The organism is Achromobacter sp. PD1, from assembly GCF_048541815.1.
GTDB lineage: Bacteria > Pseudomonadota > Gammaproteobacteria > Burkholderiales > Burkholderiaceae_B > Achromobacter > Achromobacter bronchisepticus_A.
In genome coordinates this window covers 2,225,591-2,239,376 of sequence record NZ_CP183349.1, presented here as the reverse complement: position 1 = coordinate 2,239,376, position 13,786 = coordinate 2,225,591, and the positions used below count along the sequence as shown (strand labels likewise).

Below are 13,786 nucleotides of genomic sequence, written 5' to 3'. Positions count from 1 at the left end.
ACACACAGTAAAGCGCCGCAACCAGCGCCGCCCCCAGGAGTCCCCGATGTCATTGGAAAAGCACTACACCGCCATTCTTGAAGAACTAGGGGAAGATCCGTCCCGCGAAGGACTGGCGGACACGCCCGCCCGCGCGGCCAAGGCCATGCGCCACCTGTGCCGCGGCTACGGCCAGAACCTGGACGAAATCGTCAACGGCGCGCTGTTCACCTCGGACACGCGCGAGATCGTGCTGGTCAAGAACATCGAGCTGTATTCGCTCTGCGAGCACCACATGCTGCCCTTCATCGGCAAGGCCCACGTGGCCTACCTGCCCAACGGCAAGGTGCTGGGCCTGTCCAAGGTCGCGCGCATCGTCGAGATGTACGCGCGCCGCCTGCAGATCCAGGAAAACCTCAGCCGCCAGGTGGCCGAAGCCGTGCAGTCCGTGACCGGCGCGGCCGGCGTGGCCGTGGTCATCGAAGCCCAGCACATGTGCATGATGATGCGCGGCGTGGAAAAGCAGAACTCGTCCATGGTGACCTCGGTCATGCTGGGTGAATTCCACGACAATCCGTCGACCCGGGCCGAATTCCTCAGCCTCATCCGCTAGCCGGGGGCGCCTAGCCGGATTCCCCCTCCCCCTTTTGGCGCATATCGCGGGCCGCCTCGCCGGCCGCACCCCGCCGCGCCGGCCGCGCCAGCCCTGGCGCCGCCGGCCGGCAGGCGGGCCCGGCCCGCTTTTGGCTCCTACTGATCCGGGCATCTGGCCCTAGCGTTCTGGCCCCATCCGGGCAAACTGGCTCCAGCATCCCGGTCGCGCCGGAGCGCGGCCGTTCCCTCCCGGAGATCTCCATGAACGCGATATTCCGCCTCATCCGCCGCTGCACCCTGGCCGGCCTGGCCGCCGCGCTGTTGGCCGCTCCCGCCTATGCCCAGACCAAGCTGGTGGTCGGCTACCAGCTGATCGTCGGGCCGTTCCTGACGGCGATCGCCGACGGCAGTTTCGACAAGGCCTTGAAGGACGCCGGCTACCAGGTGGACTGGCGCCAGTTCACCTCCGGCGGCGACATCTCCACCGCGCTGGCCTCCGGCAACGTGCCGGTCGGCGTGCTGGGTTCCACCGGCATCACCGCGGCCGCGACCCGCGGCGTGGACATGGAGCTGTTCTGGATCCTGGACAACATCGGCAAGTCCGAGGCGCTGGTGGCGCGCAACGGTTCCGGCATCAACAGCACGGCCGACCTGAAGGGCAAGCGGGTCGCCACGCCTTTCGTGTCCACCTCGCACTTCCATCTGCTGGTCGGGCTGGAACAGGTCTGGAAGATCAATCCGCGCGACGTGCGCATCCTGAACATGCAGCCGCCGCAGATCGTGGCCGCGTGGCAGCGCGGCGACATCGACGCGGCCTACGTCTGGCCGCCCGCGCTGACCGAGATCGCCAAGAGCGGCAAGATCATTGCCGACTCGGAACAGATCGGCAAAGCCAGCGTGCCGACCTTCGACGGCATCGTGGTGGATCGCGCCTGGGCCGCCAAGAACCCCAAGTTCATGGCCGCCTTCACCAGCGTATTGGCCAAATCCTACGCGGACTACCGCGCCAACAGCGCCAAATGGACCGCCGACTCGCCGCAGGTCAAGAGCATCGTCAAACTGATCGGCGGCAAGCCCGAGGACATGGTCGAGGCGCTCCAGCTGCTGGTCTTCCCGACCGTGCAGGAACAGGCCTCCAATGTCTGGCTGGGCGGCGGCAAGGAATCGGGCGCCGCGCGCGCCTTCGCGGCCAGCGCCCAGTTCCTGAAAGACCAGAAGCAGATCGACCGCGCCCTGGCCGACTACAGCCCGCACGTCACGGACAAGTACGCCCGGGCGGCCGAGAAGTAAGAAGCGCTTGCGGCCAAGGCGGCCCGTCCGGCGCCGCCTGCCCAGCATCCCGCAGGGCTGCGCGCAGCCCGCCGCAACTAGGGGAGCCGGCATGACCATGCAGTCCACGTCCGCCACGCATAGCCTGTGCGCGGAGAAAGTCAGCGTCACCTACCCCGGCCTGCACGAAAGCGGTCCGGTCATTGCGCTGCAGAACGTCAACCTGACCATCCAGCCCGGCGAGTTCGTCGTCGCGCTGGGCGCCTCGGGTTGCGGCAAGACCACCTTGCTCAGCCTGCTGGCCGGGTTCCTGTCGCCCACCGAGGGCGAGATCACGCTGGGCGGCCGGCCCATCGTGGGTCCCGGCGCCGACCGCGGCGTGGTGTTCCAGAAGCACGCCCTGCTGCCCTGGCTGAATGTGCTGGAGAACACCGAGTTCGGCCTGAAGCTGCAAGGCGTGGACAAGGAAACCCGCCGCGCCCGCGCGCGCCGCAATCTGGAGCTGGTGGGCCTGCAGGACTTCCACCGCCACATGATCTACCAGCTGTCGGGCGGCATGCAGCAGCGCGTGGGCATTGCGCGCGCGCTGACCTGCAACCCCGCCATGCTGTTGATGGACGAGCCCATGGCGGCGCTCGACGCGCTGACCCGCGAGACCATCCAGGAGCTGCTGCTGGACATCTGGCGGCAGACCAACAAGATGTTCTTCTTCATCACGCACAGCGTCGAAGAAGCGCTGTTTCTGGGTTCGCGGCTGATCGTCATGTCGCCCCGCCCGGGCCGCATCACGCACACCTTCACCCCGGACTTCAACCGGCGCTACCTGGAGACCCGCGATGGCCGCAGCATCAAATCCAGTCCCGACTTCATCGCCATGCGCGAACAAGTCCTTGGCATCATCTATGGCGACGAGCGAGCCTCCTCCCCCCAAGGCTTCCATGGCTAGCAACCGCCCGGGACACAAGCCCGCCGCGCCGGGCAAGGTCTACGGCGCGCCGGGCGCGGGCTACAGCGGCCACATCAGCCTGATCACCAGCCTGGCGCTCATCGGCCTGTGGTTCCTGGTGACCAGCGCCGGCTGGGTGCGGCCGCTGTTCCTGCCTTCGCCCCTGGCCGTGTACGACAAGTTCGTCTCGGCCATGACCGACGGCGTGGCCAACTCCACGCTTACCGAACATGCGCTGGCCAGCCTGTCGCGGGTGTTCGGCGCCTTCTTCCTGGCCTGCGTGACCGCCATTCCCGTCGGCATCCTGATGGGTGTGAACCGCTACGCGCGCGGCATCTTCGATCCGCCCATCGAGTTCTACCGCCCGCTGCCGCCGCTGGCTTACCTGCCGCTCATCATCATCTGGTTCGGCATCGGCGAGTTCCCCAAGGTCCTGCTGATCTACCTGGCGATCTTCGCGCCCATGGCGATCGCCGCGCGCGCCGGCGTGCGCTCGGTGTCGATCGAACAGATCCACGCGGCCTACGCCATGGGAGGCACGCCCGCGCAGGTGGTCTGGCACGTGATCCTGAAGGCCGCCATGCCGGAAATCTTCACGGGCATGCGCATCGGCATCGGCGTGGGCTGGACCACGCTGGTGGCCGCCGAAATGGTGGCCGCCGACCGCGGCCTGGGCTTCATGGTGCTGAACGCCGCCCAGTTCCTGGCCAGCGACACCGTCATCATGGGCATCATCGTGATCGGCGTGTTCGCCTTCGCCTTCGACCTGCTGGTCCGTTATCTGGAGAAGTTCGCCATACCCTGGAAGGGACGGGTCTGAAACGCGCCCGGGCAATCCCTCATTTCGTCCCCCATCCGGCTCCTCTATCCTCAAGAGCGGCGCCTGCGCAGCGGCTACCGGCTGCGCGGCCTAGACAAGGAGCCGTCATGTCCAGCCAGGCCTCGATGCTCAAGCCTGTGTTGTGGGAGCGCCTGTTCGAACGCGAAAGCGCGCCCAATCTCAGCCTGCAGGGCTGCGTGCGCCAGATGCTGGTGTCCGCCATCCTCAGCGGCCACCTGCCGCCGGGCACGCCGGTGCCGTCCAGCCGGCATCTGGCCGACCAGCTGCGCATCGCGCGCAACACCGTGGTTTTCGCCTACCAGCAACTGGTCAGCGAGGGCTATCTGGTGTCGCGCGAACGCAGCGGCCACTTCGTCAGCGACACGGTCATGCGGGGCCATTCCGGGCCGGCTGCCGACGCCCCGCCCGCCGACGGCGGCGAGCCCGACGTGCGCTGGGATGAAAGGCTGCGCTTTCGCCCGTCCCGGCAGCGCAACATCACCAAGCCGCGCGACTGGCAGAAGCAGCCCTACCCCTTCGTCTACGCCCAGTTCGACCAGGACCTGTTCCCCACCGCGGAATGGCGCGAATGCTGCATCAAGGCGCTGTCCGTGCTGGACATCCGCAGTTGGGCGCCGGACCTGATCACCCACGACGACCCGGCGCTCATCGAGCAGATCCGTACCCAGGTGCTGCCACGCCGCGGCGTCTGGGCCGACGCCGAGGAAATCGTCATCACGGTGGGCGCGCAGCATGCGCTCTACCTGCTGGCCGACCTGCTGGTCAACGAGGACACCGTGGTCGGCATGGAAGACCCCGGCTATCCCGACGCCCGCAACATCTTCGCCAGCCACACGCGCAATCTGCTGCCCCTGCCGGTGGACGAACAAGGGCTGTGCACCGGCACCCATCTACTGGGCTGCGACTACATTTTCGTCACGCCGGGCCACCAGTGCCCCACCACGGTCACGCTATCGCCGGAGCGCCGCCAGAACCTGCTGACGCTGGCGCGCCAGGCCGACAGCCTGATCATCGAGGATGACTTCGAAAGCGAAAGCCGCTGGGGCGAAGGCGCGATTCCCGCCTTGAAGAGCCTGGACCGCGACGGCCGCGTGATCTACGTGGGCAGCCTGGCCAAGTCCTTCGCGCCGGGCCTGCGCATCGGCTACATCGTGGCGCCGCGCGAGCTCACCGCCGAACTGCGCGCCCTGCGCCGCCTGATGCTGCGCCACCCTTCGGCCTACATCCAGCGGGCGTTTTCGCTGTTCATTTCGCTGGGCCACCACCATTCGCTGCTGCGCAGGCAATCGCAGGCCTACCAGGAACGCGGCACCGAGCTGGCCCGCGCGCTGGCGCGGCACCTGCCCGATTTCAAGGTCATCCCCATTACCGGATCCTCGTCCTGCTGGCTGCAAGGGCCGCCCTGGCTCAACGCCTGCGAGCTATCCGACGCCGCGCTGGCCGAAGGCGTGGTGGTGGAGCCCGGCGACGTCTTCTTCATGAACGGCGCCGACGCGCCGCGCAACTTCCTGCGGGTCGGCTTCACCTCGATCCGGCCGGAACACATCGAGCCGGGGATCGCCAGGCTGGCCAAGGTCGTCGACCGCTACCGCGGCCGCGCCGCGGACGGCAAGCAGGCCCCGCAGGGCCCGGACCTGCACGCGCTAGAGCACTTCGTCTCTTAGGTAGTACCAGCGGTACAGCAGGCCCTGGCCCAGCCTGCGGAACGGCGCGAACATATGCCCCGGCAAGGGCGAGTCGTAGATCGGCAGGTCCCAGGACACGCCGTCCTTGCCCATCATGCGCTGCGCCAGGCGTTTGCCGGCGTGGGCCGAGAACGCCACGCCATTGCCGCCGTAGCCGAAGGCGTAATAGACCGGCTGCGCCGGGTCGGGCTGCGTGACGCGCGGCATCATGTCGTGGCTCACGTCGACCCAGCCCCACCAGGAATAGTCCACGTCCACCCCCGCCAGCGTGGGGAACTTGCGCGCCAGCCCCTCGCGCAGCAGCGCCAGATGGCGCGGGTGCTGCGCGTCGGCGCCGCGCAGCGCGCTGCGGCTGCCGATCTGCATGCGGCCATCGGGCAGCAGACGGTAATAGAAGCGCAGCGTCCGTGTATCGGTAATGAACACCGTGCTCTTCAGACCCGCGGCGTCGCGTTCCGCCGGCGTCAGCACCCGCGTCACCAGCGAGTTCGAAAGCACCGGCATGATGCGATTGTCCAGCAAGCGGTTGACGCCCTGCGCGGTGTAGCCGCCAGTGGCGAACGCCACGCGGCGCGCACGCACGTAGCCGTTGGGCGTCTGCAGCCGCACGCCGCCGTTCTCGGCGCGCCAGCCCAGCACCGGGCTGCCCGGATGGATGCGCACGCCCAGGGCCCGCGCCTGCCGCATATAGCCATAGGCGAGCTTCAAGGGATGCACGCCCACGCCGTCCGGCTCGTGCATCGCGCCCACCGCCTCGCGGTCGTACACGTAGCGTTCGCGCAATTCCTCCCGGCTCAACATCCTGGCGTCATAGCCGAACACCTCGCGCATCACGCGGGCCTCGTTCTCCAGGAATGCCATCTTCTTCTGGCGGTGCGCGGTGTACAGGTGGCCGCCCGGCTGCGCGTCGCAATCCACCTGGGCCACCAGGCTCTTCCAGTATTCGAAGCCTTCGCGGATCTCGGCATCCAGGCGCTTGGCGGTCGCCAATCCCCAGCGCGCTATCCATTGCGAACGGTACAGGCGTCCGGACGCATTCTGTCCCTGTCCGCCGTTGCGGCTGGTGCAGCCCCACACCACGCGGTTGGCTTCCAGCACCACGGCCTTCACGCCAAAGTCGCGGGCCAGCGTCAGCGCCGCCGACAGCCCGGTGAAGCCCGAGCCCACGATCACCACGTCGGCATCGATATCGCCGTTGACAGGACCGTCGTCCTCGGGCGGCTCGCCCGCGGTCGCGACCCAGTAGGTGGGCGCGTAGTCCTGCCCGCGGCCGGGCGGGGACACCAGCGGATCGTAGGCCGGGTTGTAGGCGCTGATCGCCGTCCGGCCAGCGGGGGCCGGACCTGCAGGTTGGAAGGACATTTGAGTATCCATGCGGCGTTCCGGTAGCTGGGTGCGGGGCGTGCTCAGCCGCGGGCCGGCAATACCGGGCGCTGCTTGCGGTAGGCGTTCTTGACGCGGATCTTGCCGTCCTGGAAGGTGAAGACGTCCACCATGTCCGCCTCCACGCGGGAGCCGTCTGCGGCTGTGCCGGTAAAGGTCGATTCGGACACGCCGCGGTCGCCGGCCACCCAATGCGTGCCGTTCTGCCACTGCGCGTCGGGAAAATTCGCCCAGGCCGCCGCGAAGGCGGCGCGCACCGCCTCGCGGCCTTCGTGCCGCGCGCCCCATCGCTCGGGGCCGGCCACGGTCTCGAACACGCAGTCGTCGCTCATGAAGGACATCAGGGCGTCGATATCGTGGCGGTTCCAGGCCGCCGCGAATTCGGCCAGCATGTCCGCGGTGACGGTCTTCTGCATTGCATACCTCCGGTAGACGCTGGCGCGACGCGCGCCAGCATTCAGGATCCAAGGTAAGTGAGCCCCCAGGCAGGGTCTAGAACCAGACACGGGAAATCGCTTGCACCAGACGCTTGCTCGCTCATCGCGCCGCGGCCGGCGCCAGCCAGGCGTCCATGCCGGCGGGATCGACGGCGCCGCGCATGCCGATCAGCACCAGCGCCGGTTCGTCCAGATCCGCCGGCGGCCTGGCTTGCGTGTCGTAGCGCACGCGCCGGCCCGCCAGTTGCACCAGCACCAGGCCGTGCCGGTCGGTGCGCACCCAGCCCTTGGCGCGCAGCAGCTGCCTGGGCGCGTCGCGCAGCCGGCTGGCGAGCCGATCGGCGTCGAGCAGCGCGGGCGCGCGCCACAGCCAGCTCTGGAACGGATGATCGGGGTCATCGGGGGTTGCGGCGTGGACGTGTCCCGCATGGCCGCAAGCGCCGCTGGCGCATTCATGCGCAAGGCTGCAAGCCCCGCCCTCGCCCAGCAGATGGCGCAGGTCCACGCGCCCTTCGCGCGTCTCGACCATCGCGGCCCCGCGCGTCGCCGCGTGCAGCCATAGGCGCAGCGACGGCAGCTCCTCGGCAGGCGCCAGATCGGTCTTGTTCAACACCAGCAGATCGGCGGCCTTGAACTGGCGGCCCAGCGTATCGGCCAGCAAGGGATCCGCCGCCAGCGCGCGCACGTTCGCGGCATCGGCCAGCACCACCACGCCCTCCAGCTGCAGCATGGGATCGGCCATGCCGACCTGCGCGATGCGGCCGGGATCGGACACGCCGCTGGCTTCGATCACGATCCATTCGGGCAAGGGGTCCAGCGCCAGCACGCGCGCCAGGGCATCGTCCAGGCCGCCCGCCATGGAACAGCAGACGCAGCCGTTGGCCAGCCTGATCACCTGATCGCTGCGCTGCGCGATCAGCCCGGCGTCGATATCGACAGGGCCGAAGTCATTGACCAGGACCGCCGCGCGGCGCTGGCTGCGGGCCAACACGTGATTGAGCAGACTGGTCTTGCCCGCGCCCAGGAATCCGCCCACCACGGTCAGCGCGATGCGCGGTGCGCCATGGGCCGCCATCTCAGGCTTCCCGCAGCGGCAAGGGCCTGCCGCCGATGACGGTGCCCAGCACGCGCACGTCCTTCAGTTTCTCGGGAGCGACCTCCAGCGGGTCGTCCTGCAGCACGCAGAAGTCCGCATGCTTGCCGATCTCGATGGAGCCGACCAGGTGATCCAGGTGCAGGGTGTACGCCGCGCCCAGCGTGACGGCGTGCAGGGCCTGCTCCACGCCAATGCGCTCGGACTCCCCCAGCACCTTGCCCGACGACGTCTGGCGGTTCACCGCGCACCAGGCCGTGAAAAGCGGTCCCAGCGGCGTGATGGGCGCGTCCGAATGGACGGAGAACGGCACGCCGGCGCGCGCGGCCGAGGCACAGGCGTCCATGCGGTTGGCGCGGTCCGGACCCATGGTCAGGGCGTGATGCGCGTCGCCCCAGTAGAAGATGTGGTTGGCAAAGAGATTGGCGCACATGCCCAGGCTGGCCATGCGCCGGAACTGCGCCGCGTCGGCCATCTGGCAATGCTGCAGGGTATGGCGGTGATCGCGCCGCGGGCTGCGGCGCAGGGCGCGGTCCACCGCGTCGATCGCAAGCTCGGTGGCTTCGTCGCCATTGGTGTGGATGTGCAGCTGCACCCCGGCGTCGTGATAGGCCTGGACCATCGCGTCCAGCTCGGCCGGCGCGATCACCCAGATGCCGTTGGGCGCGCCGTTGTAGTAGCCCGGCCAGCGCAGCCGGGCGGTAAAGCCCTGGATCGAACCGTCCACCACCAGCTTGACCATGCCCAGATGCAGCTTGTCGTTGTTCAGGCGCCGGGCCTCGGCCAGCTTGGCCAGGCAGCGCTGCGGATCGCCCGCGTAGGTCAGCGCGGACGCGGCCGGCACAATGCGCACCGGGTAGTCCGGCTCGGCGGTGATGCGGGCCAGCGTCGCCAGGCCCTCGTCGCCCAGCTCGTTGACCAGGTCCGTGGCCGTGGTGACGCCCGCCCACTGCGCCACCTTGCCAAACATGCGCAGGCCCTCTTCCGATACCCCCACGGTGCGGAACGGGCTGCCGATCAGGCGCATGACGGGGAACATGGCGGCAAATTCGCAGAGTTCGCCGCTGGGCCGTCCGTCTTCCATGCGCGTCACGCCCTCGATGTCGGTATCGCGGTCTATGCCGGCGCGCGCCAACATGGGCGTGTTCACGTTCATCAGGTGCATGCTGGCGTGCATGACCACCACGGGCCGCTCGGCGGACACCGCGTCCAGGTCCTGCACGCGCATGCGCGCGCCGTCGAAGAAGATCGGGTCGAAGCCCCACCCTATCAGCGTCTCGCCGGTCGCCAGGGCGCGTTCGGCCTCGCGCAGCCGCGCGGCCACAGCCTCGAAACTCTTCAAGCCTTCCCACAGCTTGCCATCGGGTCCGCGCCGGTCATAGAAGCCCACGTACACGAACTTCCACATGCCGCCTTCCGGCAGATGGCAATGCCCTTCGACCAGGCCGGGCATGAGCACCTTGTCCGCATAACGCTCGTCGAGGTCGGCAGGCCCCCAGCCCGCCAGCTCCTCGCGGCTGCCCACGCCCAGGATACGGCCCTCCCGCACCGCCACGTGCGTGGCGCGGGGCTGCATCGGGTTCATGGTCAGGATGCTGCGCGCGGCATAGATCGTGGTTCGGGCGCGGGTCTGGGTCATCGGTCTGTCCTTCTATCGGAGGGTGGGCTCATCCCTGCAGCGGCGACGCCAGGACGCCGTCGCGGGATTCGACGAAATGGCAGGCCACGCGGTGGCCCGGCGCGACTTCGCGCAAGCTGGGCTCGCGCGTGCTACAGAGCGGCTGCGCGGCCGGGCAGCGGCCGGCAAAACGGCAGCCCGGCGGCGGATCGACCGGACTGGGCGGATCGCCCGCCAGCCGCACGCGGCGCGCGGCCAGCTCGCGCCCGCCCTTCACGGTCGGCACCGCCGACATCAGGGCGACGCTGTAGGGATGCAGCGGCCGCGTGAAGAAGGCGTTGCGCGTGGCCTGCTCGATGATCTTGCCCAGGTACATGACGGCGATGTCGTCGCAGATGTGCTCCACCACCGCCATGTCGTGCGAGATGAACAGGAAGGACTGCCCCTGCTCGCGCTGGATGCGCCGCAGCAGGTTCAGGATCTGCGCGCGGATCGCGATATCCAGGGCCGACACCGGTTCGTCGCAGACGATCAGGTCGGGCGCGCTGGCCAGCGCGCGGGCCACGTTAAGCCGCTGCCGCTGGCCGCCGGAAAACTGGTGCGGAAACAGTTGCCGCTGCTCCGGGCGCAGGCCCACCAGTTCGAACATGCGGGCCACGCGCGCCTCGCGTCCGCCCGGCGGATCGATGCCCATCAGGTCCAAGGGCGAGCGCACGATGTCGCCAGCCCGCTGGCGCGGATTGAGCGAGGAATACGGATCCTGGAACACCAGCTGCACGCGGCGGCGCATGCGACGCAGGGCCGAGCCGTTCAGCGCCGTCATGTCCGTACCGTCGAAGTGGATGGAGCCCGCGGTCGGGTCCGCCAACCGCAGCACGGACAAGGCCGTGGTGGTCTTGCCCGAGCCGGACTCGCCCACGATCGCCAGCGTGCGGCCGCGCTGCAGTTCGAAGGACACGCCGTCCACGGCCTTCACGACCACCGGCTTGCCGTCGCGGCCGCGTCCGCCGATGGGAAAATGCACGGCAAGATCGCGCACGGACAGCAAGGCGGGAGATTGCGGTGACGTCATTGCGCGGCCTCCGGATACAGCCAACAGGCAACTTCCTGGCCCTCGCCTACACGGGTCAGGGGCGGAAACGCGTCGCGGCAGCGCGCCATGGCCTGCCCGCAACGTTCCATGAAGGGACAGCCCGCGCCGCGCTCCCAGATCGACGGCACCACGCCGGGAATCTCCGGCAGGTCGGGGCGCACGTCGTCGGGCTCGCGGTCCAGTTCGGGCAGACAGGCGATCAGCCCCTGCGTGTAGGGATGGCGGGGCTGCGCCAGGATCTCGCGCACGCCGCCCTGCTCCACCACCCGCCCGCCGTACATGACCACGACGCGGTCGGCCATCTCCGACACCGCGCCCATGTCATGCGTGATCAGCAGCACCGCGGTGCCGCGCCGCGCCTGCTGTTCGCGCAGCAGGTCGAAGATCTGCGCCTGGACCGTCACGTCCAGCGCTGTTGTCGGCTCGTCGGCGATCAGCACGTCTGGATCGCAGGCCAGCGCGATGGCGATCATTACGCGCTGCCGCATGCCACCGGACATCTGGTGCGGATAATCGTCCACGCGCCGCTCCGGCAAGGGGATGCCCACCGACTTCAGCATCTCGATGGCGCGCTCGCGCGCCTGGCCCTTGCTCAGGCCCTGGTGCAGCCGCAGGGGTTCCGCGATCTGGTCGCCGACCGTGTACACAGGGTTCAGCGCCGTCATGGGCTCCTGGAAGATCATGGATATCTTGTTGCCGCGCACCTGGCGCATGGCCTCCTCGTCGCGGCCGGCCAGGTCGTCGCCGCGCAGGCGCACGCGGCCCCCGCCGATGCGTCCCGGCGCGGGAATCAGCCGCATGATGGCCAGCGCCGTCATGCTCTTGCCGCAGCCGGACTCGCCCACCAGGCACAGGGTCTCGCCGGGGTTCAGGTCGAAGCTCACCGCGCTCAACACCTCGGCCACGCGGCCGCGCGACTGGAACTCCAAGCTCAGGCTGTCGACCTCCAGCACGGGCGTCTGCTGCGCGGCGTTCATGCCCGCCCCCGCGAGTTCGGGTTGAGGGCGTCGTTCAGCCCGTCGCCGATCAGGCTGACGGCCAGCACGGTCAGGAAGATGGCGGCGCCCGGCAGGGTCACCGCCCACCACGCGGTCAGGATGTAGGGGCGGTTGCTGCCTATCATCAGGCCCCAGCTCATGATGTTGGGATCGCCCAGCCCCAGGAACGACAGGCCGGCCTCGAACAGGATCGCCGTGCCTATCGCCAGCGTGGCCGACACGATCAGCGGCGCCAGCGCGTTGGGCAGGATCACGCGCCAGATGATGCGCGCGTCGCCCGCGCCTATCACCCTCTCGGCCAGCACGTACTCGCGGCGCTTGAGGCGCAGGAATTCGCCGCGCGCCAGCCGCGCCGTGCCCGGCCAGCTGACCACGCCGATGGCGATGGCGATGGTCGCCAGCGACGGCGAGAACAGCGTCACCAGCACCATGGCGAACAGCAAGGTGGGCAGCACCTGAAAGAACTCGGTGATGCGCATCAAGGTTTCGTCGATCCAGCCGCCGTAGTAGCCCGCAAGCGCGCCCACCGTCAGCCCGATGGCCATGGACAGCACCGCCGCCACCACGCCCACCAGCAGCGTGGCGCGGCCGCCATAGACCATGCCAGTCAGCACGTCGCGGCCCAGGTAGTCGGTGCCCAGCAGCGCGTCCGCGCCCGGTGGCGTCATCGGCGCGCCCGCAATCTCGAAGGGATCCGCCTCCATGATCATGGGTCCGAAGAGCGTCACGGCGAGGATGGCGGCCAGCAGCAGCACGCCGGACAGCGCCGAGGGATTGCGCGCGAATACCCGCAAGGCCTCGTACGACGGGCGGGCCGGCGGCCGCGCCGCCTGGCCCGGCAAGGCGGCAATGGATACGGCGGGAGGGGTCTGGCTCATGAGGTCTTGATCCTGGGATCGATCAGGCGGTAGGCCAGATCGGTAAGCTGATTCATCACGACCACCAGCAGCGAGGCGAACAGCAGGATGCCCAGCAGCGTGGGATAGTCGCGCCTGAGCACGGAGTCGAACGCCAGCCGGCCCAGCCCGGGCCAGTTGAAGACCGTTTCGACCAGGATCGCGCCCGCCAGCACATTGCCGAACTGCAGGCCCAGCATGGTCACCACCGGCAGCACGCCGTTGCGCAGCGCGTGCTTGTAGAGCACGGAGCGCTCTGGCAGGCCCTTGGCGCGCGCGGTGCGGATGTAGTCGGCCGACAACGCCTCCATGACGCTGGCGCGCGCCAGCCGGCTGTACTGCGCCAGATAGACGAAGGCCAGGGTGAAGGCCGGCAGCACCAGGTGGTGCAGCACGTCCAGCACGCCCGCCCAGCCGTCCTGCGGCCCGCCGGCAGAACGCATGTCGGACACCGGGAAGATCGGCAGCGCCGAGGCGAACAGGATGATGAGGATGATGCCGGTCCAGAACACTGGCGCGGAATAGCCCACCACCGACAACAGCGTGATGCCTTGCGACAGCGGCCCGTTGGGCTTGCGCGCGGCCAGCGTGCCCAGCAGCGTGCCGGCCAGGAACGCGCTCAGCACCGAGGTCACCACCAGCAGCAGCGTGGCTGGCACGCGGTCCCAGATCAGCTGCGCCACCGGCACGTTGAAGAAATAGGAATAGCCCAGGTCGCCCCGCAGCACCTGCATCAGATAGATGCCCAGCTGCGTCAGGAAGGGCTTATCCAGCCCGTACTGCGCGCGCAGCTGCGCCCGCAGTTCTTCGCTGATGCCGCCCATGGAGCCCGCGATGGTCTCGACCGGATCGCCCGGCGAAATGTGGATCAGCAGGAAATTCAGCGTCACCACGGCCAGCAGCAGCACCAGCGCATAGGCCAGGCGGCGCAAGAGATAGCGCGTCATGGCAGTT

General features: G+C 68.8%; 13 protein-coding genes. 5 read left to right on the top strand and 8 right to left on the bottom strand.

Going from position 1 to position 13,786, the window contains the following annotated elements; genetic code table 11:
- The first annotated feature begins 46 nt into the window (after positions 1-46).
- From folE to ACM1PE_RS10590, 5 genes are all read left to right on the top strand, one after another.
- The gene (gene folE, locus ACM1PE_RS10610) at positions 47-592 is read left to right on the top strand and encodes a GTP cyclohydrolase I FolE (RefSeq protein WP_059379613.1); all 546 of its coding nucleotides are present in this window, start codon (positions 47-49) and stop codon (positions 590-592) included.
- A 242-nt stretch (positions 593-834) separates the two neighbouring features.
- Positions 835-1,863, top strand: coding sequence for a taurine ABC transporter substrate-binding protein (gene tauA, locus ACM1PE_RS10605; protein WP_059379612.1), 1,029 nt, complete (start codon positions 835-837; stop codon positions 1,861-1,863).
- Between the two features lie 91 nt (positions 1,864-1,954).
- On the top strand, positions 1,955-2,788 hold the full coding sequence (locus ACM1PE_RS10600) for a taurine ABC transporter ATP-binding protein (protein ID WP_059379611.1): 834 nt from the start codon (positions 1,955-1,957) through the stop codon (positions 2,786-2,788).
- Positions 2,781-3,608 carry an ABC transporter permease subunit gene (locus ACM1PE_RS10595; protein WP_059379610.1) on the top strand — a complete coding sequence of 276 codons (828 nt, stop codon included), beginning with the start codon at positions 2,781-2,783 and terminating at the stop codon, positions 3,606-3,608. The genes ACM1PE_RS10600 and ACM1PE_RS10595 overlap by 8 nt, the downstream gene beginning before the upstream one ends.
- Before the next feature lie 107 nt (positions 3,609-3,715).
- Positions 3,716-5,293: a PLP-dependent aminotransferase family protein gene (locus tag ACM1PE_RS10590; RefSeq protein WP_059379609.1), complete on the top strand. Its 1,578-nt coding sequence runs from the start codon at positions 3,716-3,718 to the stop codon at positions 5,291-5,293.
- On the opposite strand, the gene ACM1PE_RS10585 is transcribed toward ACM1PE_RS10590, so the two are convergent.
- The 8 genes from ACM1PE_RS10585 to ACM1PE_RS10550 all read right to left on the bottom strand — a co-directional run bounded on the left by ACM1PE_RS10585 (position 5,273) and on the right by ACM1PE_RS10550 (position 13,779).
- Positions 5,273-6,688: an NAD(P)/FAD-dependent oxidoreductase gene (locus tag ACM1PE_RS10585; protein WP_059379608.1), complete on the bottom strand. Its 1,416-nt coding sequence runs from the start codon at positions 6,686-6,688 to the stop codon at positions 5,273-5,275. The two genes, ACM1PE_RS10590 and ACM1PE_RS10585, sit on opposite strands and share 21 nt — an antisense overlap.
- Positions 6,689-6,720: 32 nt before the next feature.
- Positions 6,721-7,113 (bottom strand): nuclear transport factor 2 family protein, encoded by a 393-nt coding sequence (locus tag ACM1PE_RS10580; protein WP_059379607.1) that lies wholly within the window; start codon positions 7,111-7,113, stop codon positions 6,721-6,723.
- A gap of 121 nt (positions 7,114-7,234) precedes the next feature.
- Positions 7,235-8,209, bottom strand: coding sequence for a CobW family GTP-binding protein (locus ACM1PE_RS10575; RefSeq protein ID WP_419343229.1), 975 nt, complete (start codon positions 8,207-8,209; stop codon positions 7,235-7,237).
- Between the two features lies 1 nt (position 8,210).
- Positions 8,211-9,866: an amidohydrolase gene (locus ACM1PE_RS10570; protein WP_118934382.1), complete on the bottom strand. Its 1,656-nt coding sequence runs from the start codon at positions 9,864-9,866 to the stop codon at positions 8,211-8,213.
- A 28-nt stretch (positions 9,867-9,894) separates the two neighbouring features.
- The gene (locus tag ACM1PE_RS10565; RefSeq protein ID WP_419343228.1) at positions 9,895-10,917 is read right to left on the bottom strand and encodes an ABC transporter ATP-binding protein; all 1,023 of its coding nucleotides are present in this window, start codon (positions 10,915-10,917) and stop codon (positions 9,895-9,897) included.
- Entirely contained in the window at positions 10,914-11,915 is a 1,002-nt protein-coding gene (locus ACM1PE_RS10560; protein WP_059379603.1) for an ABC transporter ATP-binding protein, read from the bottom strand. The genes ACM1PE_RS10565 and ACM1PE_RS10560 overlap by 4 nt, the downstream gene beginning before the upstream one ends.
- Positions 11,912-12,814, bottom strand: coding sequence for an ABC transporter permease (locus ACM1PE_RS10555; protein WP_419343225.1), 903 nt, complete (start codon positions 12,812-12,814; stop codon positions 11,912-11,914). The genes ACM1PE_RS10560 and ACM1PE_RS10555 overlap by 4 nt, the downstream gene beginning before the upstream one ends.
- Positions 12,811-13,779, bottom strand: coding sequence for an ABC transporter permease (locus tag ACM1PE_RS10550; RefSeq protein ID WP_054456787.1), 969 nt, complete (start codon positions 13,777-13,779; stop codon positions 12,811-12,813). Before ACM1PE_RS10550 ends, ACM1PE_RS10555 begins: the two co-directional genes overlap by 4 nt.
- Positions 13,780-13,786 lie beyond the last annotated feature (7 nt).